Consider the following 23,370-nt stretch of genomic DNA (forward strand, 5'->3'; position numbering starts at 1 on the left):
GTAATGTTTGAATTGACTGTGCTGAATCCGAAGATTCAATGGTCACTTCGTTTCATTGAAACCTAATTTGATACCGAGGTATCGAATTGGATTATCATCAACGAGTGCCCACACAGATTGATAGGTCTATATTGTTAAAGAGCAACTCTTCTTTGTGATTGACATCACTTCGGAAGAGGCGGCCATTCTAGCGAGATAATTTATTGTGTCAAACACTTTCTTCAAATTATTTCGTTTTTCTTTTCAGCCTTATCAACTTCGCTTAACCCCTTGTGAGGCCTTGCCCTGTCGACGAGGAGGCATTATAGAGATCGCGCTCACATTGGCAAGTGTTATTTTTCAAAAATTGCAAAAATAATGGTTAAACGATGAGTTTTCGATCAAACCTTTATTTATTCAACTTTACCCCAAACTCTCACACAACTTATCCACAGAGTTGTTCTTTGAGGCGTGTTTTTTCAAGTACCATAAATAAAGAAAGCTGCTTTATTGCAGCTATCTTTATTAAACTTAACCTAAACTCTATTTAAAGAGCATTATGGCTATATGCCAGACCCATCTTGTTCAGAGCCATCATCTTCGTGTAGGCCACATTCTCGCTTTAAGCCAAAGAATCGAGTTTCTTCCTCTGACATTCCCGGCTCCCATTTACGAGTGGTATGTGTATCACCAACTGAAAGGTAACCTTCATCCCACAATGGGTGGTATTTAAGGCCGTGTTGTTCTAAGTAGTAATGAACGTCTTTATTAGTCCAATCAATTACTGGTAGAAATTTAAACACACCGTTCTGAATTGATAGAATCGGTAAACCTGCACGAGATTTACTTTGCTCTCGACGCAATCCAGAGAACCACGTTCCAACATTAAGCTCTTTTAACGCTCGACGCATCGGCTCAACTTTATTGAGCTTGTTGTATTTTTCAATTCCCTCTACACCCTGCTCCCATAATTTTCCATATCGAGCTTCTTGCCAATTCGCACTTTCTTTGGCTCGATAAACTTTTAAATTTAGGTTGAGAGCATCTGTCAGCTCATCGATAAATCGGTACGTCTCAGCAAACAGGTAACCAGTATCGGTTAGAATGACGGGGATGTCCGCTTTGGCGCGAGTAACTAAATGAAGCATAACCGCGGCTTGAATACCAAAACTAGAAGAAACCGCGAACTCGCCTTCTAGATTATCTAAAGCCCACGCAACTCTCTCTTGTGCTGAAAGCTTTTCGAGCTCGACATTAATTTGAGCAAGACGGAGGATTTGCTCCGTCTTTGTTAATGTCAGTAACTCTGTGAGCTCAAGCTTGGATGCTACAGAATCAAGCATGAAAGTCCCTCTTTGATACGAGCACTTCTTGGATAATGCCAGCACGAATAGTGAAATCGCCAAAGGCTTCGCCTTCTTCACGCTCTTTCGACCATCTAGCCACCAGCAGATCAATCTCTTCTAAGATTTGCTTATCCGTGATGTTCTCTTTATACATTTTTGGTACTCGAGTACCGGCACGGTTACCACCTAGGTGCAAGTTGTAACGACTCGGCGCTTTGCCAACTAGACCAATTTCAGCCAACATTGCGCGACCACAACCATTTGGACACCCAGTTACACGCAAAATGATGTTGTCATTTTCTGGTAGGTTGTGCTTCTCCAGAATCCCCTCCACATCAGTAACAAACTGAGGAAGGAAACGTTCAGCTTCTGCCATCGCTAGCGGACAAGTTGGAAAAGCAACACACGCCATTGAGTTCTTACGCTGTTCACTTACGCCGTCGTCCATTAAGCCATGTTCACGAGCGATCTTTTCAATTTTCGCTTTTTCGTTTTTAGGTACACCCGCAACAATTAGGTTTTGGTTCGCTGTCATGCGGAAATCGCCTTTGTGGATTTTGGCAATTTCAGCAACACCCGTCTTAAGTGGTTTACCTGGAAAGTCTAATAAGCGACCGTTTTCGATGAAAAGCGCTAAATGATATTTACCATCAATTCCTTCTACCCAGCCAATACGGTCACCACGTTCTGTGAATTCATATGGACGGCTTTGCTCAAACTTAACACCAGCACGTTTCTCGACTTCCGCTTTAAAGACATCGCTACCTACACGATCCAATGTGTATTTGGTTTTTGCGTTCTTACGGTTTGAACGGTTACCCCAGTCGCGCTGAGTTGTTACTACAGCTGCGGCAACATCAAGTGTCTTGTCCAGCGGAATAAAGCCAAAGTCGTCAGCGCGGCGCGGATAAGTTGATGTATCGCCATGCGTCATCGCTAAGCCGCCGCCGACCAGGACGTTAAAACCAACCAGCTTGCCGTTATCTGCAATCGCTACGAAGTTGAGATCGTTAGCGTGTACATCTACGTCATTTTGCGGTGGGATAACCACTGTGGTTTTAAACTTACGTGGTAAGTAGTTCTTGCCTAGAATCGGTTCGTCTTCTTCTGTGCTTTCTACTTTTTCACCGTCTAGCCAAATCTCTGCATAAGCGCGCGTCTTTGGTAATAGATGCTCACTGATCTTCTTCGCCCATTCGTAAGCTTCTTGGTGTAACTCTGACTCCACTGGGTTAGTGGTACACAACACGTTACGGTTTACATCACCCGCGGTTGCAATCGAATCAATACCAATACTGTTGAGCGTTTGATGCATCAACTTAATATTCGGTTTTAATACCCCATGAAACTGGAACGTTTGGCGAGTCGTCAGACGAATACTTCCATATAAAGAGTGCTCCGTTGCGAACTTGTCGATCGCTAACCATTGCGTTGGCGTGATGATGCCTCCAGGCATACGAGCACGAAGCATCACATTATGTAATGGTTCCAGCTTTTGCTTTGTGCGTTCATTACGGATATCACGATCGTCTTGTTGATACATACCGTGGAAACGAATTAACTGGAAGTTGTCGGCAGTAAAGCCACCAGTAATACGGTCCTGTAAATCTTGCTCAATAGTGCCACGTAATAAGTTGCTTTCTCGCTTCAGGCGCTCGTTATCAGATAGCGGCCCTAACTCTTCACCTAATACAACCTGCTTATTATTGTCCGTAGAAAAAGTCATTAGTACACATCCCTCTGATAACGTTTCGCTTTACGTAGGTCATTAATAAATTGTTCTGCATCGTCACGCGGCATCTTACCTTCTTGTTCAGCAACGATAACCAATGCGTCGTGCACATCTTTTGCCATACGCGTTGCATCACCGCAGACATAGATATAAGCGCCTTCTTGGATCCACTGCCACACTTGAGCTGCGTTTTCTAAGATGCGATGTTGTACATAAACCTTTTCTACTTGGTCACGACTAAAGGCAACATCCAATCGGCTTAGTACTCCTGACTTGAGATACTTTTGCCATTCCACTTGGTACAAGAAGTCTTGAGTGAACGTGCGATCACCAAAGAACAACCAGTTTTTGCCTTCAGAATCGCGGTTTTCACGTTCCTGAATAAAGCTACGGAATGGTGCGATCCCTGTGCCAGGACCAACCATGATAATTGGAGTGCTATCATCTTCCGGCAGTTTAAAGTTGTTGTTATGCTCAACAAATACTTTAACTTCATCTCCCTCTTCGAGACGCTGTGCTAAGAAACTAGACGCTCCACCATATCGTTTTTCGTCGTTTTGTTCGTACTCAACCAAAGCAACCGTTAGGTGTACTTCTTCATCGACCTCTTCTTGGCTTGATGCAATAGAGTAAAGGCGTGGAGTAAGGCGACGAAGCAAACCAATCAATTCATCTGCGGTTAACTTGGTTTTCTTTTCTGCCAGTACATCAACGATTTGAGTATTTGCAGAGTACTCGCGAAGCTTATCTTTATCTTCAACTAACTTTTGTAGTTTCTTGCTACCGGATAACTCGGCAAACTTTGTGATGAGCTGTGGGTTAGATGTTGTGATTTCATATTTACTCACAAGAGCACTGTGGATTGACAAGCTTTCACCATCAACGTCAACAGTCTCAACCCCAGACAAACCGACCTTACCAAGAATGGCATTTGCAAGTTCCGAGCTATTTTCAAACCACACACCTAGTGCATCACCAGGCTGATACGTTAAGCCCGAGCCTTCTAAGTCGATTTCTATATGACGAACGTCTTTTCCAGAGTCACGGCCCGTGATTTTTTGACTGGTCAGTAACGTCGCAGTGTACGGACTTTGTTTATTGTAAGGAGAGTGTGCAGTCGCAGCTTGACCCACAGGAAGTTGAACCACATCCGCTTCAGAGCCAGAAGACAGTGTATCTTTTACCTTGTCTAACGCATTCTTACGCCATTCAGTTGCAGGGGCTTCATAATCCACATCGCAATCAAGACGCTCGATAAATGGAGTCGCGCCTAGCTTTGATAGGTAAGTGTCGAAGTCTTTACCGGTCTGACAGAAGAATTCGTAGCTAGAATCTCCCAGTGCAATAACACCATATTGCAGGTTTGGCAGCTTTGGAGCCTTCTTCGATTGCAAAAACTCATGTAGCTCAATGGCATTGTCTGGCGCTTCGCCTTCGCCGTTAGTCGATGCCACAATAATGACATGCGTTTCTTTGGCTAAGTTTTTACCTTTGTAATCGCTTGCATCAAAAAGTTCGACTGCAATTCCTTCTGCTTTTGCTTCCTGCTCCAGAGCTTCAGCAACACCTTTAGCATTGCCCGTTTGGGAAGCAAAAATAATACTCAACTTACCTGCTGGCTTCGCTGATACGGCTGCCGTTGCTTGTCCAATTGGCGTTACCGCTGTGTTTGGTTGATTTTGAGCTAATCCCCAAAAATACCCACTGACCCAAGCAAGTTGCTGTGAAGACAACTCAGAGACAGTTTGTTGGAGTGAGCTAATTTGTTGGTCATTCAGAGGGCTTGCGATTGGAGGATTTCCTCCTTGCCCATTATTATCTTCAGACACATTCTTGTGAGAATACTCATTCTTTTGAAAAGACATTATCACGACATCCCTATTCATTGCGTGACGATAGAGTACCCACTCTCCTTAATAACAAGAAAGAATAGAAGTGAATGTTTTATAACTTTTTGGAAGTAAGAACGGCTTACTTTTTGCTCATCGATCTTCAATGCGGACTTGTTGAAAGCCTACTGCCATTGCCGATTTTGACGCAGTATCCAAATCTTCATAAAGACATTCTTCGCCGTGACTGTCCGTTAGAAAAACAAAACCACCGCGCGCATGTCTGAACTCTACAACCCAACCACCCTCTTGGATTGCAGGCTCAATAATCGCTTCGATAAGCTGATTTTCACGGAATAGATGTCTTAGTTCATTTATTGTCATCGCTATCCCTGCTTTAACTTTCACATTGCTCCTAGGTAAGCATGGTCTAAGTCAGCCAAATAGGGAGAAATTTCGATTGGATATAATGAAGTGATATAAAAAAACGCCGCTTATAAAGCGACGTTTTAAGTAAATCGAATATCTAATATGGCTGAGTTTAGAACGCGTATTCCGCACTCACAAAGAAGCCGTTAGCAAAAATAAACTCTTTCCCTAGATCCGACATGAATTTATCGGACTCTAAATCAATCACACGGTAACCTCCACGAAAAGCCAGTCGAGCTTTTTCGAGCGGTACATTGTATTGAACACCTGCCATGAAATCGGTGCTTTTAATACCTTTGTTGTCACCAAAGTTTATCTCACCAATCACATCAAAGTTTGTATCCGGAACTTGAATTTCTGCGTAGCCATACCAAGCCCAAATCAGCTCATCAAATTCTTCTACACGCCTGCTTGAGCCAGCATCAATATATTTAGTGTCACTTAAATTACTGAACGTAAGACCCGCATCAAAGTGCAATAAATCATGCTCTAGAACGTGGTAATACAAGGTTAAATCGAGCTTATCGAACCCCATGTAATTCGCATCAACACTTGAGTAACGAAGGCGCGCATTAGGGACGTATTTAACATCATGTTCAATCGCCGCGTAAAAAGTGCCTGTGGTACTGCTATCTCGTCTCGCTTCATTAACTTTAGTGTCGGCAGCCCATACCTCTGCGCCGACTTTTGTCGATACAGAGTACTCTGCAAAAACAGGAAAAGATACTGCTAACGATAATGCCGTTAAAGCGATGTTCGCTTTATTTGTCATGTAGTATTTACTCCGAGATAGCTGATATTCACGTAGAGGACGTGAGAGGAAATATACCATATTCTCACGCCTCTCCATCAACTAAATGATGTTACTCATTATTTATAGCGGGGCTGAGCAACGTAATTCTTGAAGAACCAAATACCCAATGCAATCACGATTAACCATGGTAATAGCTTGAGTACCGCTCCAACCATTCCCAGTAAAAACATCACAACTAACGCAATACCAGTTGCTGCGAATACGGTCATCATTGTGATACCCGTAACCAACAAGGTCGCCGCAAAGACTAAAATAAAGATTAGCTCCAACATAATCACTTCTCCATTTGTTTTCAATAAACAGAGCAGTTTCCATACCAACTTACAGAAACGAAGTTAAGATTATGATTTTTAATAAAAAAAAGCCAGAGGCATTTCTGCACTCTGGCTTTATCATTCTTTAGTTGGTAATTTTAGCCATTCACTGGCGAATTTTACACATTCAATTCTTTTGGAATCTTAGCTAGCGCGTCTTGCAATACTTCTAGACCAGAACCTGGTTTGTGCGCATTTTCACTGATATGACGACGCCATTGACGAGCACCGGGCATGCTTTGGAACAAACCTAACATGTGACGGGTAATGTGACCAAGGTACGCACCTTTCGCTAATTGCGCTTCAATGTATGGGTACATCTCTTCAACAATTTCGCTGCGTTTCTTCACTGGAGCGTTAGAGCCAAACAACTCTTGGTCTACCGATGCCAGTAGATATGGGCTTTGGTATGCTTCACGACCAATCATCACACCGTCAAGATGCTGAAGATGTGCTTTTGCTTCTTCTAATGACTTCACGCCACCGTTAATCGCAATCGTTAGGTGTGAGAAGTCTTGCTTCAATTGGTAAGCGCGTGGGTAATCCAATGGTGGGATCTCACGGTTTTCTTTTGGGCTTAAACCACTTAACCAAGCTTTACGAGCATGGATAGTGAACTGCTCACAGCCACCCTTTTCTGAAACAATAGAAACGAAATCCGTTAAGAACTCGTAAGAATCTTGATCATCAATACCAATGCGAGTCTTGACTGTTACAGGGATATCGACCACGTCTTTCATTGCTGCGACACAATCCGCAACTAACTGCGGTTCAGCCATTAGGCAAGCACCAAATCGACCGTTTTGTACGCGGTCAGATGGACACCCCACATTTAGGTTAATCTCATCGTAGCCACGCTCTTGCGCTAGCTTGGCACACGTAGCCAAATCTGCTGGGTTTGAACCACCAAGTTGAAGGGCTAACGGATGCTCTTCTTCGTTATAAGCCAGGAAATCTCCTTTTCCATGAATGATCGCACCTGTCGTCACCATTTCAGTGTACAGCAGGGTTTCTTTGGTCATTAAGCGATGGAAGTAGCGACAATGACGATCAGTCCAATCTAACATTGGTGCTACGGAGAGCCTGCAAGAATGAGTCATGATATAAACACCCGTTTTTATGTTGCCAAGGTCGAGCGCAGCAGTACGCTCAAAAAATAAGTCGGGTATTGTATACCCAAGCACCTCTGGGTGCTAGTTTCAGCGAGAATGATTTGGTTGGCTGACTAGCCAAGTGCTTAGGAATACGCAGAAGTAATACGAATGTGTCATTCGTTGATTCATTCTGTGATGATTATTCCGCCTTCACACCACCACCGACTTGCTTTAATTCATGATTTTCGTTCTGATAGTGGGTAAAATGAAGCATTTCTAAACGAACTTCGTATAGAAATGATTTATCATAGAGCACGTCCGATAGTTATGGTGAAAGGTTTGAACCCAACAATCATTGAACAAATTGAAAGTATCTGCGCAGAGCGTGGAGTACGACTGACTCCGCAACGCCGACGCGTCTTTGAACTCATTTGTTCTAATCGCCGCGCCTCAAGTGCGTATGAGCTATTGGAGCAACTAAAAGAGAGTGAGCCTCAGGCTAAGCCGCCCACTGTTTATCGAGCATTAGATTTTCTCCTAGAACAAGGCTTCATCCACCGAGTGGAATCGACAAATAGCTTTATTACTTGTTGTTCTTTCAATACTCAGCAGCACTTTTTCCAATTACTAATTTGCGATAAATGTGGTGATGTCGTTGAACTCGAAGATGAGACGCTGATATCCTTGTTAGCCGAAAACGCCGAGAAGCATGGATTCAAACTGACCAACCAAGTTATTGAAACTCATGGTGAATGCCAGGCCTGTTCCTCCGAGACGAAAGAAAAAGTATAGAAGAACGTTATGCGCGCTGAATTTGTAAACCCGTTTTTAGCTTCTTTAATGAACGTGCTAAAAACTATGGCTTCTCTTGAGCTGAAGCCACAAAAACCGCGAATCAAAAAAGATGAGATCGCACGAGGTGACGTTTCTGGTCTGATTGGTATGGTAGGCCCACAAACTCGTGGTTCAATGTCGATCACCTTTGATGAAGCACTCGCCCTAGAAATCATGCAGAACATGCTTGGTGAACGTCCAAATGGGCTCAATGAAGAAGTGACCGATATGGTGGGTGAGATCACCAACATGGTTACTGGTGGTGCGAAACGCATTCTGGCGGAAAGTGGTTTTGACTTTGATATGGCAACACCGGTTGTGGTTTCGGGCCGAGGTCATACGATTCGCCACAAGTGTGAAGGCTCAATTATTATCATGCCTTTCTCTTCCCAATGGGGAAATGCCTTTATCGAAATTTGCTTCGAATAAAAGAGAAAAAATAGGTTGGCACTGGCCAACCTATTTTGTTTTTGCCTCAGGCAATAAAAAGGTCAGCATTTGCTGACCTTTTCTTTATCTATTCAAACATTAAGCTTTGAACGCTTTAAATGCGTTGATTAGACCGTTTGTTGAGCTGTCATGCGAGCTGATTTGAGACTCGTCTGCAAGCTCAGGTAGGATTTGGTTAGCCAGTTGTTTACCTAGCTCCACGCCCCACTGGTCAAAGCTGAAGATATTCCAGATAACACCTTGTACGAAAATTTTGTGTTCGTACATTGCGATCAAGTTACCTAGCGTACGAGGCGTGATTTGCTTCACTAGAATAGAGTTTGTTGGACGGTTACCTTCAAACACTTTGAATGGCGCAATCGCTGCCACTTCTTCAGCATTCTTACCTACTTTCACCAACTCTTCTTTCACGGTTTCTTCATTTTTACCAAACGCTAGAGCTTCAGTTTGCGCGAAGAAGTTAGACATCAGTTTTTGGTGATGATCGCTAGCTGGGTTGTGGCTAATTGCAGGTGCAATGAAGTCACATGGGATAAGCTTAGTACCTTGGTGAATTAGCTGGTAGAACGCGTGCTGACCGTTGGTACCTGGTTCACCCCAAATGATTGGGCCAGTTTGGTAAGTTACAGCATTGCCGTCACGGTCAACGTATTTACCGTTTGATTCCATGTTGCCTTGCTGGAAATATGCTGCAAAACGGTGCATGTATTGATCGTAAGGTAGGATAGCTTCTGACTCCGCACCGTGGAAGTTGTTGTACCAAATACCAATCAAAGCAAGAATCACTGGAATATTGCTTTCTAGATCTGTTGATACGAAATGCTTGTCCATCTCGTGAGCACCATCAAGCAACTCAACAAAGTTGTCGAAACCTACTGCTAGTGCAATTGATAGACCGATCGCAGACCATAGTGAGTAACGGCCACCAACCCAGTCCCAGAATTCAAACATGTTCGCTGTATCGATACCAAATTCAGACACGGCTGTCGCGTTTGTTGAAAGCGCAGCAAAGTGTTTAGCCACATGAGCCTGATCACCCGCAGATTCTAGGAACCAATCACGAGCAGTGTGCGCGTTAGTCATGGTTTCTTGCGTTGTAAACGTCTTAGACGCGATCAAGAATAACGTCGTTTCTGGGTTAACTTTCTTCAACGTTTCAACGATGTGTGTACCATCAACGTTAGATACGAAGTGAAGGTTTAGATGATTTTTGTATGGCGCTAGAGCTTCCGTCACCATGTAAGGGCCAAGGTCAGAACCGCCGATACCGATGTTCACAATATCGGTAATTGCTTTGCCTGTGTAACCTTTCCATTCACCGCCGATAACGCGCTCAGTGAATGATTTCATTTTTTCTAGAACCGCGTTCACTGCTGGCATTACGTCTTCACCATCTACCATAACTGGAGTATTAGCACGGTTACGTAGTGCAGTGTGAAGAACAGCGCGACCTTCTGTTTGGTTGATCGCTTCACCACTGAACATCGCTTCAATTGCAGATTTCAGCTCGGTCTCTTTCGCAAGAGCAAACAGGTGCTTCAGAGTTTCCTCATTGATGAGGTTCTTTGAGTAATCGACTAGGATGTCTGAGCCGAAACGTGCAGAGTATTTGTCGAAACGCGCTGCGTCTTGAGCAAACAGCTCTTTAAGATCCATATCTTGTGCAGATTCGAAATGCGCCGTTAGCGCTTTCCAAGCTTGTGTTTGCGTTGGATTGATATTTTTCAACATGGTCTTTATCCCGATGTTACAGTAGGTTCCATTCCTTACAGTCTAGCGAAAACTGTGGAATCCCCGATTTAGCAAATAGAATATAAATTAGATGTTTGGGCAAATTGCCACAAAACAAGTCTTTGTAATTTTTTTTCAGGCGCCAATTATGACCGAGAGCTTTTACACTCACATTGAGTTAGGTCACGTTCCCTGCCCTGAAATTGAACAATTCATTTACGATGACAAGAATCATATCATTTACTAATGACAGGCTCTAATTGGAATAGGATAGACGCCAATTTATAAATTTCCAAAGGAACACGTATGTGGGCACAAAAAACACTGCAATTAAAAGCGAGATGCCGCGGTTTTCACCTGATAACTGATGAAATTGAACAACAATTACCACAAATAAACGAACTTTCAGTAGGTTTATTACACTTATTTATTCAGCACACCTCCGCCAGTTTGACCTTAAATGAGAATGCTGATCCAACCGTGCGTATGGACATGGAAGCGCACTTCAATAAGTTTGTGCCAGAGCGTGCTCCTTATTATCAGCACACCTATGAAGGTGACGACGTACGGGTTATATTAAAGCATCACTGCTTGGCAGTAGTGTGACGGTACCAATCCAAAATGGTCGATTAGCTTTAGGAACATGGCAAGGTATTTACTTGGGTGAGCATCGAGACTTTGGTGGCGGCCGCCGCGTTATTGCTACGATTAACGGTGAGTAGATAAAACAAAGGCTAACCTTGGGTTAGCCTTTCATTGTTTATTTTGAGTATTCCATCTCGACGCGAGGCGTTAGCTTAGTCACGAGTTCATACGCAATCGTACCAATGTGACCCGCCACTTCTTCTACTGGGAGCTCTTTCCCCCAAAGAATCGCTTCGTCGCTGACTTTATCCGTTGCGTCTGGTCCCAAATCGACCGTCAGCATATCCATGGAAACTCGACCTGCAATAGGTACTTTACGGCCATTAACCCACACCGGCGTACCGTTTGGAGCACTTCTTGGGTAACCGTCGCCATACCCTACAGCGATGACACCCACTTTTGTATCTCGCTCACTGGTCCAAATACCACCGTAGCCAACACTTTCGCCCTTCTTCACTTCACGTACCGCAATAAGGTGGGATTTAAGTGTCATAACAGGTTGATACCCAAGATCTTGCGCCGTTTTGTCATCGAATGGCGACACACCATACATGATAATACCCGGACGAACCCAATCTAAATGGCTTTGAGGCCATGCCAATAACCCCGCAGATGCCGCCAGTGAACGTTCCCCTTGGCAACCAGAAGTCAACGATTTAAACAGCTCAATCTGTTGTGGGGTAATATCGCTATCCAGCTCATCTGCACAGCCAAAGTGGCTCATGTAACGCAACGGTTTCGCTACATTTGGACACTCCTTTAGCCGCGTTACAAACTCGTCATATTGTTCAGGACGAACCCCAAGGCGGTGCATGCCACTGTCAATCTTCAGCCACACGACAACCGGAGTTTCAAGGTCTGCTTGCTCCAAGGCGATAAGCTGCTCTTCACAGTGCACCACGGTTTGGATGTTGTTCGTCACAAGAACAGGTAAGTCACCAGGAGAGTAAAAACCTTCTAGCAATAGAATCGGCTTTACTACTCCACAAGCGCGCAGTTGCAATGCTTCTTCAATACGAGCCACACCAAACGCATCCGCATGGTTAGCATGTTTTGCAACATGACGTAATCCGTGACCATAACCATTGGCCTTGACGACAGCCATCACTTTACTTTGTGGCGCTTGAGCTTTTACGCGCTGTAAGTTGTGCTGCAACGCAGACAAATCAATGCACGCCTTGGCCGCTTTCATATAGCTCATGGGATTACTCATCATCAATATCGAATGCAGGACCCGCGTAGTTGTCGAAACGCGAATGTTGACCTTGGAAAGTGAGGCGAACAGAACCGATAGGACCGTTACGCTGTTTACCAATAATGATTTCGGCCGTACCTTTGTACGGACTATCTGGGTGATAAACCTCATCACGGTAGATGAACATGATCAAGTCAGCATCCTGCTCGATGGAACCGGATTCACGCAAGTCCGAGTTTACTGGTCGTTTATCCGCACGTTGCTCTAGGGAACGGTTTAGCTGCGACAGTGCCACAACAGGCACATTTAGCTCTTTTGCCAGCGCCTTAAGAGAGCGCGAGATCTCAGCAATCTCAAGAGTGCGGTTATCGGTTAACGAAGGCACGCGCATCAACTGAAGGTAGTCGACCATGATCATCGACAGACCGCCATGTTCACGAGCGATACGGCGAGCGCGCGAACGCACTTCGGTCGGAGTTAGACCAGAGCTATCATCAATGTACATATTTTTCTTCTGCATCAGGATACCCATAGTAGAAGAAATACGCGCCCAATCTTCGTCATCTAGCTGACCCGTACGGATCTTGGTTTGGTCTACACGAGACAAAGAGGCCAACATACGCATCATCAACTGTTCAGCTGGCATCTCTAACGAGAAAATAAGTACGGGCTTCTCTTGTTGCATGGCCGCATTTTCACACAAGTTCATCGCAAAGGTCGTTTTACCCATCGATGGACGCGCTGCGACAATCACCAAATCAGAGCCTTGCAAACCTGCGGTTTTCTTATTGAGATCGGTGAAACCGGTATCGACCCCCGTAACACCATCTTGTGGCGTTTTATACAACAACTCGATACGTTCTAACGTCTTTTCGAGGATGTTGTCGACGTTTTGTGGTCCTTCGTTTTCACTAGTTCGAGACTCGGCGATAGCAAAAACTTTACTCTCCGCCATGTCTATTAAATCTTCAGAACTACGACCTTGAGGGTCATAGCCCGCGTCCGCAATTTCATTCGCGACACCAATAAGGCCACGAACAATCGCACGCTCAGCGACAATATCAGCATACGCATTGATGTTAGCTGCACTTGGCGTATTCTTCGCCAAGTCAGCGAGGTAAGCAAAACCGCCTACATCTTCTAACAACTCATGACGCTCTAGATATTCCGATAAAGTAATAAGATCGAGAGGTTTACCCGCTTCAAGAATGGTTTTTACACCTTCAAAAATCAGGCGGTGTGGACGACTATAGAAATCACTGCTCACAACACGTTCGGCAACGGTGTCCCAACGTTCATTATCCAGTAAAAGACCACCAATTACTGATTGCTCGGCTTCTAGTGAGTGAGGTGGCACTTTGATTGCGTCGACCTGACTGTCTGAAGGTTTGCGATTTCTGTTTTCCGCCATGACTTTGCTCGATAACTACTATTGACCCACGATTATAACCTTAACCTAACTGAGATGCTTCCCCGAAGCGACAATTACTTGTTAAGAAATCATCATGTGAACCACCCGGGTAATAGCCTGGTTCTTCCGCCTAGCTCTAATAAAAATTAACCTACCATTGACCCAACCAAATATCTGTATCAGTATCATGCCCCTCCTTTTTGATTACGTTCGAGGTTGATGTGTCCCGATACTGGTTACTTAGCTTTAGCCTACTGTGCGCTAGTGCATCGTATGCTGACGAATCAGTACAGCCAGAGCAAAATATTGATGTACCCGACCCACTAAAAACCGAGGTGGAGTTCGGCTATCAAGCTCACACAGGTAACACGGACTCTCGTTCCCTGAATGCTCGTTTGAGTGCTGAATATACGTCAGGTCGACACCGTTCTAATGGTGAATGGAAGTACTACAACTTGTACAAAGACGGTGAAGAAGACAAACGCTCATCCACCTATTCCCTGCAGAGTGACTACAAGTTAGGCCCTAAGACGTATTTGTATGGCAGCTTTAAAGGAGTGGATTCTCGCTACAGTGCTTATTTTAAAGACTATACGTTGTCAGGTGGTTTGGGTTACCAGTTCTCCTACACTGAGAACTTCATTTTAGAGGTAGAAGTAGGCCCTGGTTTTCGCTATCAAGAGCCAAACTTAGACGAAATAGATGATGACGATATTGTCTTTCCCGATATCGTTAGAGAAGGCATTTTTCGAGGAAATATCAACACAACTTGGCATGCGTTGGATAATTTAAGTTTCGCAGCTGATATTACGTTGGTAACAGGTAGAAGTAACACACGTACTGATAGTGAACTCAGTGTAACCAATGATATTACTGAAGATATCGCACTGAAACTGGCGCACTCTCGTCAGTATCACGATAAAGTGCCTGAAGGCTTAAGCAAAGCGGACAGCGTATTTTCCGTTAATTTACTTTTCGCTTTTTAACCCTTTTTCTCTCAGTTTTAGAAATAAAAAAAGCACCTCCGAGGAGGTGCTTTTTAGTATTTCGTCTTGATACTGAATTACTCAGCAGCAACAACTTGTAGGTTAACTGTCGCGAAAACTTCAGAGTGAAGTTGAACGCTGATCTCGAACTCACCAGTGTTACGTAGAGCACCTTCAGGAAGGCGAACTTCGCTCTTAGCAACTTCAACGCCTGCAGCTGTGATAGCGTCAGCGATGTCACGAGTACCGATAGAACCGAATAGTTTGCCTTCGTCACCAGCTTTAGAAGCGATAACTACCGCTTCTAGAGCGTTAACTTTCTCTGCGCGAGCTTCTGCAGCAGCTAGTTGCTCAGCAACTTTAGCTTCTAGTTCAGCACGACGAGCTTCAAACATTTCAACGTTAGCTTTAGTTGCCATAACTGCTTTACCTTGTGGGATAAGGAAGTTACGAGCGTAGCCAGATTTAACGTTTGCAGTATCGCCAAGACCACCTAGGTTACCAATTTTATCAAGTAGAATAACTTGCATTGCTTAATCCTCTTTCTTAATAAAATGAACCGATTACTGATGCTTGTCAGTGTACGGTAGTAGAGCTAGGTAGCGTGAACGCTTGATAGCACGTGCTAGTTGACGCTGGTACTTAGCGCTTGTACCAGTGATACGGCTAGGTACGATTTTACCAGCTTCAGTGATGTAGTTTTTAAGAGTTGCTACGTCTTTGTAATCAATCTCTTGTACGCCTTCTGCAGTGAAACGGCAGAATTTACGACGACGGAAGAAACGAGCCATGGGCTATCTCCTGATCTTAAATTTGAGTAATGTTGTCGGCGTGTAACACTAATTTTCCCACGCCATTTCGGCCGGTTTGATAAGTGACAAAACCACTTACCTTAATGTTACTGCCTTGAACTAAATTCTGAGTTAGTGCTTGTGACCCAAGCCCGCTGACGACTACCGGCATACGACAATAAACTTGTCGAGGTAAGTCAGCTTCGATAATAGTAGAGCGATGCTCCAGCCAAAACCGACAGTGTTCAATGCCACCAGGGCTTTTACTACGAATGGGCGGTTTGGCAATGGTGCCGCTCAGCTCCATTCGATTGGCCATAAGAAAACTTACTCAGCAGCTTCTGACTTAGCTTCAGGCTTAGCTTCAGAACGCTCTTCACGACGTGGAGCACGCTCTTCTTTTTGCTTAAGCATGATAGATTGCTCAGTGATCGCTGCTTTAGTACGCATGATCATGTTACGTAGAACTGCATCGTTGAAACGGAAAGCAGTTTCTAGCTCATCAATTACAGCTTGGTCAGCTTCAACGTTCATAAGAACGTAGTGAGCTTTGTGAAGCTTGTTGATTGGGTAAGCCAGTTGACGACGGCCCCAGTCTTCTAGACGGTGGATTTTACCGCCAGCTTCAGTGATTGAACCAGTGTAACGCTCGATCATGCCAGCAACTTGCTCGCTTTGATCTGGGTGCACCATGAATACGATTTCGTAATGACGCATTGGTTGCTCCTTACGGATTATTCAGCTTCCACAAATGGCTCAGTCGTCCAGAGGAAGCAAGGAACTAAAGATAATTGACTGAGTTTAAGGAGCACGAATAGTACAGAAAGGGCGTAAAATAGGCAAGTGATTATTTGCTCAGCGCAGTGGATATTTAATTTCTTCTAATACTAGAAAACACAAAGGCTGCCAACAAGCTGGCAGCCTTTAAAATCAGCGTGTTATTGCGCTGGCTTATCGGTGCTTATTTAACTTCAGCCAGTTCAGCGCGCATTTGATCGATCACTTGTTTGTAATCTGGCTCACCGAAAATCGCCGAGCCTGCAACAAACATGTCTGCGCCCGCTTCTGCAATTTCACGAATGTTGTCAACCTTCACACCGCCATCGATTTCTAAGCGGATATCACGACCAGACTCGTCAATCATCTTACGAACGGCACGCAGTTTATCTAGTGTATGAGGAATGAATGATTGACCACCAAAACCAGGGTTTACCGACATCAGTAGAATCATGTCGACTTTATCCATAATAAATTCAAGACTTGCAAGTGGCGTTGCTGGGTTTAGTACCACACCAGCCTGACAGCCGTGCTCTTTAATTAACTGCAGTGTACGGTCTACATGATCAGAAGCTTCTACATGGAACGTAATCATCGACGCACCCGCTTTTGCGAAATCAGGAATAATACGGTCAACGGGTTTCACCATTAGGTGAACATCGATTGGCGCTGTGATGCCATAATCGCGTAGTGCTTTACACACAGGCGCACCAAAAGTCAGGTTTGGTACATAGTGGTTATCCATAACGTCGAAATGCACCACATCCGCACCCGCTGCGAGTACTTTTTCTACATCTTCACCGAGACGAGCAAAATCTGCCGATAAAATGGATGGAGCAATAAGAAAATCTTTCATACCTGACCTCAGTAGTAATGAGCAAACAATCTGCGCGCAATTCTACCGAAGCCAGTGGGGAGATCCACTATTTAGATATAATAGTGTGAGAATTAAGAGCTTGATTTATCCATGTCTGGCGCATGAAAAAGCGCAAGTAGCTCATCAACTTTATTACGACCGTTACCATTACGGCTAATGGTACGCTTTACTTTAACCACATTAAGATCCGCACCGTGATACAACCGACGTGTCAAGGTAGTGTCGTGGTTAGAAATCAACACAGGAATGCCACGTTCAGTCGCTGTTCTTTCAGCAATGTCGGCTAATGCAGCTTGGTCGTCCAACGTGAAACCATTACCTGCGTATGAGGTGAAATTTGCCGTATTTGAAAGCGGCGCATAAGGTGGATCGCAATACACGACGCTCCCTTTGCGCGCACGACGAAATGTTTCAGGATAACCTTCACAAACAAACGTAGCTTTTTTGGCTTTTTCTGCAAAAAACTCCAATTCCGCCTCAGGGAAATACGGCTTTTTGTAAGAGCCAAACGGTACATTGAAGCCACCTTTTTTGTTGTAACGGCATAGGCCATTAAAACCAAAGCGGTTCATGTACAAAAACGCTAAAGAGCGGTACATCACGTCATCGGTTTTATTAAACTCAGCGCGAATGTGTAGGTAGGCTTCTTTGCGGTTGTTCTCAGCGACAAACCAACGCTTCGCTTCAGAGATATACTCTTCAGGGCGTTCTTTCAGCAGGTTGTACAGATTGATCAAATCTGGATTGATATCTGCAAGTAGATAATGGTCATAATCGGTATTCAGAAACACTGAGCCCGCACCAACAAAAGGTTCAACTAGCTTTCGAGCCGGCGGCAAATGACGTTGGATGTCTTCAACCAGTCCGTATTTTCCTCCTGCCCATTTAAGAAAGGCTCGTTGCTTTTTCATCTACTGCTCTATCTATCGACCAAAAATTAAGGCTGCGGAATGTAACATATTTTTCAGGGAAGCTCAGGTTTATTTCACTCGTTCAATTTCACGGTGAACCTGACGGAGTGATTTTGCCCAAGGACTCACCGACTTAACCGAATCTGGCAAGCTTGCGACGGCATCACGAGCCATTTGAATTGTCGGATAATCTTGATATGTGATGATATACCACTCGGTGTCATTACGAACGGTAGGATAAATTCGCACTTGATTATTCAGTTGATGCTCATTGAGAAAGGATTGTACATCTTCCATTGAGGTCATAGCTGCGAGTTGTAAAGTATAAGCTCTTGGCGATAGCGCTTTTAGTTCTTCACGAGCAAATGAAAACTTCACAACAGGTTGGTTTGCCTCACCCTCTTCTGACTGAGCAGGTGCTTGCGTCATATCTTGATTCGGTTTTACGACTTTAATCAAAGGGGAGCTAGTTTCATCGGCGGTTTCTGTCTTCTCAGTACCTACGACATCATCAATCGCTTTTGTGTCTGCTGAATCAGCTTTACCTTCAAGCAATGCATCGACCACATTCGACTCAATCACCACTCTTTGTTGATTGTCATCACTGCCTACGCTCGCTACTTCTTCTGTCACAGCTGGCGGTAATGAATCAGAATCATCAACCGCACCAGACTTATCAAGACTGCTAGAGCCATCGGTTACAGGTTGCAGTGAAGACTGCGCTGCACTGACTCCTGACTCTTCAAAAGTTGGAATAGCCGTTTGCTCTAAACTGCCAGCAATTTGCTGCGCTTTATCATCAGGACTTGGTTGACTAAGCATCCACCAATAGCCACCAGCAGCAAGCAACAGTAAGACTAATACCACCAACGCAATATTCAGGGGTGAACCGACAATCGAGCGGATAATGATCCTTTTTTCCACTTTCATCTCTCCTAACGCCATGATGTCACCCGGTACTGGGTCGACTTTTTTAAATGCATCTCGAACCCGTTTCTCAGACTCATCATCGACGTAGCGCGCAACAAGTGACTCAAAGAAACGACGAGCTTCCACTTCGGACAACATATCAATATCAAGCTCAACAGGCTTTATCTCTTGTCCATAACTGAGACGTGCTAGCAAACCGTCTAAACGTCCAGACTGTGTAAACAGTAAGACATTGATGGTCCAATTTGGCTTATGGTGCGCCTCTAAGACCAGCATCCAAAGCTCAGAGATAAGTGTCTCACTCAATAAATGCGCATCATCTACAACAATTGCAATGTCACACGCCTCATCACCTAAAAGCCTTTCAAGGCTATCAAGTAAAGGCTCTTGCTGATTAAACAATGCGTCTGAAACCAGTTGACTCAAAATAAGGACGCGATGCTGCACACCGTCTTGATTAGAATGACAAAGTAACAAACATTGATTCTTGTTACTGGCACCCACTTCAAGGTATCGCTGCGCTAACCAAGATTTCCCGTACCCATCATGACCATTAATCGCAATGAGATTGGAACCAAAGTTAGTCAGTAGACCTAATCTATCAAGCAACTCGATTTGAGAATCTAATTCCAGTACGTGAGCAACACTCATCTAATAACCTTAATACACTACAAGAATGACGCCCAAAGGCGCCATTACAAGGTTAAATATCGCGACCGAAGTCTATTGCCTGTTTGAGTACGTCTTGTGTCGTATCAGCAATTACCTCGGCAGTGCCAATGCCTGTAGGCAAAACCAATCGTAATTGACCAGAGAGGACTTTCTTATCTCGCATCATGTGCTTGATGAAGTCATCGAAATTCATACTGTCTGGAGTATGCACAGGCAGTTTTGCACGACGCAAAATCGCAACAATACGCTCAAATTGCTCTTCCGAGATCAGACCGCGTAGATGCGACGTTTTGGCCGCCATAACAGTGCCGGAAGATACCGCTTCACCATGCAGCCAATTGCCATAGCCAAGTTCCGCTTCAATCGCATGACCAAAGGTGTGACCTAAGTTAAGCAAAGCACGGATGCCCGACTCTTTCTCATCCTGAGCCACCACTTCCGCTTTTATTTCACAGCAACGTGCGATCGCATAAGTTAGTGCTTCTTCATCCAACGCATACAAGCGCTCAAGATTGTCTTCTAACCATACAAAAAAATCTGCATCGTAAATAATGCCGTACTTAATGACTTCGGCGATACCCGCAGCGAACTCACGTTCAGGCAACGTCGACAGGCAGTTGGTATCAATGATCACGGCTTTAGGTTGGTAAAACGCACCTATCATGTTCTTACCCAACGGATGGTTAACCGCGGTTTTTCCACCAACCGAAGAGTCCACTTGGGATAGTAATGTGGTCGGTATTTGAATAAAGTCGACCCCACGCTGGTAACAGGCAGACGCAAAACCCACAAGGTCGCCAATAACACCACCACCTAACGCGATGATCACAACATCACGAGCATAACTCCCTTCCAGTAAGAAGTTCATTACTTGATTAAATACATCCAAGTTTTTGTACTGTTCACCGTCAGGCAATTCTAACAAGGATGCACTACAACCGAGCTGCTCGAGTTGCTTTAAAATTTTGTCTGCATACAAAGGCGCCACTGTGACATTACTGATCACAACAACTTTTTGTTTTGCATTTTTGTTTGAGAGAACTTGAGAGAGGTACGCCGGGTCCTCAAATAACCCGGCGCCAATAGAGATTGGGTAGCTACGCTCAGCTAGGTTGACCGTAATCCGTTCCATCGGTTTGCTCCAATTAAAAAAAAGATAAAGACTTATCTCTCTTCTAGCATTTTTACGATCTGGTTGGCTACCACTTTTGCACTTTGATCGTCAGTGCGAACAGTGTAATCCGCTACTTCTTCATATAAAGGATTACGTTCTTCAGCTAATTGCTCCAGTACTTCGCGAGGGTTATCCGTTTGAAGTAAAGGACGCTTCTTGTCGCGGTTTGTACGCGCAAGTTGCTTTTCAATCGTCGTTTCTAAGTAAACAACAACACCACGTGCCGAAAGACGATTGCGGTTTTCTTTGCTCTTAACAGAGCCACCGCCAGTCGCAAGCACGATGCCTTGCTCTTGTGTTAGGTCTTCAAGTACCGCTTCTTCACGCTTGCGGAAGCCTTCTTCACCTTCTACATCAAAAACCCAAGAGATGTCTGCACCAGTGCGTTCTTCGATCACTGTATCGGAGTCAACAAACTCCATATGCAGTTGCTGTGCTAGATGTCTACCAATTGTACTTTTGCCGGCGCCCATTGGGCCAACAAGGAAAATATTACGTTTCTCAGCCATGTTTAGCAGTAATTTACAACATTGATTCAATAAGATCGCCACAAGAAAACACAGCTAAACTGCTGTTCTACAAGGCTTGTGGCACCAGTTCCTCACAGATAATTCGTGATAAGACCCGAAATTATCCAAGCATGGTGCCACTATTGCAACTTTATTTTTGATTTAATCAGTTTTTCCCGAGACAGAACTACTGAATCACCACCTTAGGCGTGACGAAAATTAACAGCTCACTTTTACCAACATTTTCATAACTTCGACGAAAAAGCGCACCTAATAGCGGAAGATCGCCCAACAAAGGCACTTTGTCCACCGAGTTAGTAATGCTGTGCTGAAAAATACCACCAAGAACGACCGTTTCACCGTTATTCACTAACACTTGCGTCCCGATACGTTGAGTATCAATCGCAACAGCTTCACCAGTGCCTGTCTTCACGACTTGTCCTGGTCTATCTTGCGTGACACTTAAATCCAATACTAAGCGGTTATCCGGTGTGATTTGCGGGGTTACCTTCAAACTTAATACCGCCTTTTTGAACGTCACCGTCGTTGCACCACTTGATGATGACTCTAGGTAAGGAATCTCTGTACCTTGTTCGATATAGGCAGGTTTCTTATTGGTAGTGATCAAACGTGGGCTCGAGATAATCTCAGCTTTAGACTCTTGTTGCAGAGCAGAAAGCTCAAGATCCAACAAGGTGTCTGAACCTAACTTTGCGACCTGAAAAGCAATGCTGGTGGCATTCGGACTGGTTGCAGCTAAGTTTACATTTAGGAAGTCATCGATCCCTACTCCATCACCGTCACCACCGTCATCACCCCCTTCTCCATTATAGAGACCGATCGTGGCAAGGTTGTTCTCAATAGAACCGCCCACTGTATTACTGCCATTAATAGACGTAAAACCCCAACGAATACCTAGCTCGTCCATGTTACCTTCATTGATGGTCACAATACGCGCCTCAATTTGAACCTGTTTAACTGGAATATCCAAAGACTCAATAATTTCTCGAATCACCTCGATGTTTTCAGGTAACTCTCTAATCAATAACGAGTTAGTTCGCTCATCAATGGTCATACTGCCGCGCTCTGACAGCATGCTGATATTTCCTTCACCATTGATCATCTCCGCAATGTCTGATGCTTTAGCAAAATTAACTTTGATGATTTCAGATGAAAGCTCTCCCATTTCTTCCGTCAGTTTTTGTTTTTCTAACTGCTGCTTCTCACGCAAGTCCAGCTCATCAGTCGGAGCAACTAAAATCACGTTGCCATCAACACGCTTATCTAACCCCTTAACTTGCAAAATAATATCCAGCACTTGCTGCCAAGGGACACCATCAAGACGAAGCGTGAGGTTGCCTTCGACAGAGTCGGAGACAACCAAATTAAATTGGTTGTAATCAGCAATAAGCTGCAAGACATTTCGCACAGGAATATCTTGGAAGTTAATCGAAATAAGCTTACCTTCTCTTTCTAAAATGCTTTTATCTGGGGCTTTCTCATTGTGTTTGATCTTCGCTACTTTGATTTCCAAAAAACGCCCCGTTAAACGGTAATCATGCATGTATTCTTCATTGATGTGCGCAACCAAGCGCGTCGTCGAGGTGTCGCGAAACACTTCTACGCTCTCAACCACAGTCGAAAAATCTTTCACGTCTAGGAGATACAATTGCTCGTCTTTTACTGAAGTGTTAAGCAAATCGATACTTAACCCTTCCTGTACACGCTTGATATCTACAATCGCAGCCGGTGACGCCAATTCTACGACAATCACGGCGTCTTTATCTTTATTAGTTCGAAAGTCGATACTTTTTAGGGCATTGGACGAAACTTCTTCAGCTGCCGCTAAAGGGGCTAAAAATACAAACAACCATAAGGAGAAGAGCCCAGTAAGTATCCTTGGTGTACGTGTTAATCCTTGTCTCATTTTCATTACTCAA

General features: G+C 44.3%; 23 protein-coding genes and 1 pseudogene. 4 read left to right on the forward strand and 20 right to left on the reverse strand.

The features are described from left to right. Positions 1-542: 542 nt before the first annotated feature. From R8O10_RS20270 to dusA, 7 genes are all read right to left on the reverse strand, one after another. Positions 543-1,322, reverse strand: a complete 780-nt coding sequence (locus tag R8O10_RS20270) for a phosphoadenylyl-sulfate reductase (RefSeq protein WP_005382748.1) — start codon at positions 1,320-1,322, stop codon at positions 543-545. After that, the gene (gene cysI, locus R8O10_RS20275) at positions 1,315-3,051 is read right to left on the reverse strand and encodes an assimilatory sulfite reductase (NADPH) hemoprotein subunit (protein ID WP_318191687.1); all 1,737 of its coding nucleotides are present in this window, start codon (positions 3,049-3,051) and stop codon (positions 1,315-1,317) included. Before cysI ends, R8O10_RS20270 begins: the two co-directional genes overlap by 8 nt. Next, positions 3,051-4,922, reverse strand: a complete 1,872-nt coding sequence (locus tag R8O10_RS20280) for an assimilatory sulfite reductase (NADPH) flavoprotein subunit (RefSeq protein WP_318191688.1) — start codon at positions 4,920-4,922, stop codon at positions 3,051-3,053. The genes cysI and R8O10_RS20280 overlap by 1 nt, the downstream gene beginning before the upstream one ends. A 117-nt stretch (positions 4,923-5,039) precedes the next feature. Then, entirely contained in the window at positions 5,040-5,270 is a 231-nt protein-coding gene (locus tag R8O10_RS20285; protein ID WP_005381264.1) for a hypothetical protein, read from the reverse strand. Between the two features lie 157 nt (positions 5,271-5,427). Beyond that, complete coding sequence (locus R8O10_RS20290; protein WP_130545458.1) at positions 5,428-6,087, reverse strand: TIGR04219 family outer membrane beta-barrel protein; 660 nt, start codon at positions 6,085-6,087, stop codon at positions 5,428-5,430. 98 nt (positions 6,088-6,185) lie between these two features. Then, on the reverse strand, positions 6,186-6,401 hold the full coding sequence (gene pspG, locus R8O10_RS20295) for an envelope stress response protein PspG (RefSeq protein WP_005381266.1): 216 nt from the start codon (positions 6,399-6,401) through the stop codon (positions 6,186-6,188). Positions 6,402-6,562: 161 nt separating this feature from the next. Further along, positions 6,563-7,543 carry a tRNA dihydrouridine(20/20a) synthase DusA gene (dusA, locus tag R8O10_RS20300; protein WP_017821727.1) on the reverse strand — a complete coding sequence of 327 codons (981 nt, stop codon included), beginning with the start codon at positions 7,541-7,543 and terminating at the stop codon, positions 6,563-6,565. 321 nt (positions 7,544-7,864) lie between these two features. Between dusA and zur the strand changes: the two genes are divergently transcribed. Next, on the forward strand, positions 7,865-8,329 hold the full coding sequence (gene zur, locus R8O10_RS20305) for a zinc uptake transcriptional repressor Zur (RefSeq protein WP_005381268.1): 465 nt from the start codon (positions 7,865-7,867) through the stop codon (positions 8,327-8,329). Between the two features lie 9 nt (positions 8,330-8,338). Next, positions 8,339-8,800 carry a chemotaxis protein CheX gene (locus R8O10_RS20310; RefSeq protein WP_005381269.1) on the forward strand — a complete coding sequence of 154 codons (462 nt, stop codon included), beginning with the start codon at positions 8,339-8,341 and terminating at the stop codon, positions 8,798-8,800. A gap of 99 nt (positions 8,801-8,899) precedes the next feature. Here R8O10_RS20310 and pgi read toward each other — a convergent pair whose 3' ends face one another. Then, entirely contained in the window at positions 8,900-10,552 is a 1,653-nt protein-coding gene (pgi, locus tag R8O10_RS20315) for a glucose-6-phosphate isomerase (protein WP_005381270.1), read from the reverse strand. A 306-nt stretch (positions 10,553-10,858) separates the two neighbouring features. Here pgi and R8O10_RS20320 point away from each other — a divergent pair. Beyond that, positions 10,859-11,274 (forward strand): annotated as a pseudogene (locus R8O10_RS20320) (secondary thiamine-phosphate synthase enzyme YjbQ). Between the two features lie 38 nt (positions 11,275-11,312). Here the strand turns inward: R8O10_RS20320 and alr are convergent. Together alr and R8O10_RS20330 are read right to left on the reverse strand one after the other, a co-directional pair. Beyond that, complete coding sequence (alr, locus tag R8O10_RS20325; RefSeq protein ID WP_031777284.1) at positions 11,313-12,389, reverse strand: alanine racemase; 1,077 nt, start codon at positions 12,387-12,389, stop codon at positions 11,313-11,315. Positions 12,390-12,402: 13 nt separating this feature from the next. Further along, positions 12,403-13,803 carry a replicative DNA helicase gene (locus R8O10_RS20330; protein WP_005382759.1) on the reverse strand — a complete coding sequence of 467 codons (1,401 nt, stop codon included), beginning with the start codon at positions 13,801-13,803 and terminating at the stop codon, positions 12,403-12,405. Positions 13,804-14,024: 221 nt separating this feature from the next. Here R8O10_RS20330 and R8O10_RS20335 point away from each other — a divergent pair, with 221 nt between their 5' ends. Then, positions 14,025-14,789 carry a DUF481 domain-containing protein gene (locus R8O10_RS20335; RefSeq protein WP_005381276.1) on the forward strand — a complete coding sequence of 255 codons (765 nt, stop codon included), beginning with the start codon at positions 14,025-14,027 and terminating at the stop codon, positions 14,787-14,789. 77 nt (positions 14,790-14,866) lie between these two features. On the opposite strand, the gene rplI is transcribed toward R8O10_RS20335, so the two are convergent. The 10 genes from rplI to R8O10_RS20385 form a co-directional block, all read right to left on the reverse strand. Beyond that, positions 14,867-15,319, reverse strand: coding sequence for a 50S ribosomal protein L9 (gene rplI, locus R8O10_RS20340; protein WP_005382760.1), 453 nt, complete (start codon positions 15,317-15,319; stop codon positions 14,867-14,869). A 33-nt stretch (positions 15,320-15,352) separates the two neighbouring features. Further along, positions 15,353-15,580 carry a 30S ribosomal protein S18 gene (gene rpsR, locus R8O10_RS20345; RefSeq protein ID WP_000090472.1) on the reverse strand — a complete coding sequence of 76 codons (228 nt, stop codon included), beginning with the start codon at positions 15,578-15,580 and terminating at the stop codon, positions 15,353-15,355. 16 nt (positions 15,581-15,596) lie between these two features. Next, positions 15,597-15,899 carry a primosomal replication protein N gene (priB, locus tag R8O10_RS20350; RefSeq protein ID WP_005381298.1) on the reverse strand — a complete coding sequence of 101 codons (303 nt, stop codon included), beginning with the start codon at positions 15,897-15,899 and terminating at the stop codon, positions 15,597-15,599. Positions 15,900-15,907: 8 nt separating this feature from the next. Further along, entirely contained in the window at positions 15,908-16,297 is a 390-nt protein-coding gene (gene rpsF / locus R8O10_RS20355) for a 30S ribosomal protein S6 (protein WP_005381299.1), read from the reverse strand. Positions 16,298-16,541: 244 nt separating this feature from the next. After that, positions 16,542-17,213, reverse strand: coding sequence for a ribulose-phosphate 3-epimerase (rpe, locus tag R8O10_RS20360; RefSeq protein WP_005381300.1), 672 nt, complete (start codon positions 17,211-17,213; stop codon positions 16,542-16,544). Positions 17,214-17,305: 92 nt separating this feature from the next. After that, the gene (locus tag R8O10_RS20365) at positions 17,306-18,145 is read right to left on the reverse strand and encodes a Dam family site-specific DNA-(adenine-N6)-methyltransferase (protein WP_005382762.1); all 840 of its coding nucleotides are present in this window, start codon (positions 18,143-18,145) and stop codon (positions 17,306-17,308) included. A gap of 69 nt (positions 18,146-18,214) precedes the next feature. Continuing rightward, entirely contained in the window at positions 18,215-19,726 is a 1,512-nt protein-coding gene (locus R8O10_RS20370) for an SPOR domain-containing protein (RefSeq protein WP_206958467.1), read from the reverse strand. 52 nt (positions 19,727-19,778) lie between these two features. After that, positions 19,779-20,879 carry a 3-dehydroquinate synthase gene (aroB, locus tag R8O10_RS20375; RefSeq protein WP_005381318.1) on the reverse strand — a complete coding sequence of 367 codons (1,101 nt, stop codon included), beginning with the start codon at positions 20,877-20,879 and terminating at the stop codon, positions 19,779-19,781. Between the two features lie 32 nt (positions 20,880-20,911). Continuing rightward, the gene (aroK, locus tag R8O10_RS20380; protein WP_005381319.1) at positions 20,912-21,430 is read right to left on the reverse strand and encodes a shikimate kinase AroK; all 519 of its coding nucleotides are present in this window, start codon (positions 21,428-21,430) and stop codon (positions 20,912-20,914) included. Between the two features lie 187 nt (positions 21,431-21,617). Further along, positions 21,618-23,363 carry a type IV pilus secretin PilQ gene (locus tag R8O10_RS20385; RefSeq protein WP_206958469.1) on the reverse strand — a complete coding sequence of 582 codons (1,746 nt, stop codon included), beginning with the start codon at positions 23,361-23,363 and terminating at the stop codon, positions 21,618-21,620. Between the last annotated feature and the right edge of the window lie 7 nt (positions 23,364-23,370).

The sequence above is a fragment of the Vibrio sp. 1727 genome (assembly GCF_033344415.1).
Taxonomy (GTDB): Bacteria; Pseudomonadota; Gammaproteobacteria; order Enterobacterales; family Vibrionaceae; genus Vibrio; species Vibrio alginolyticus.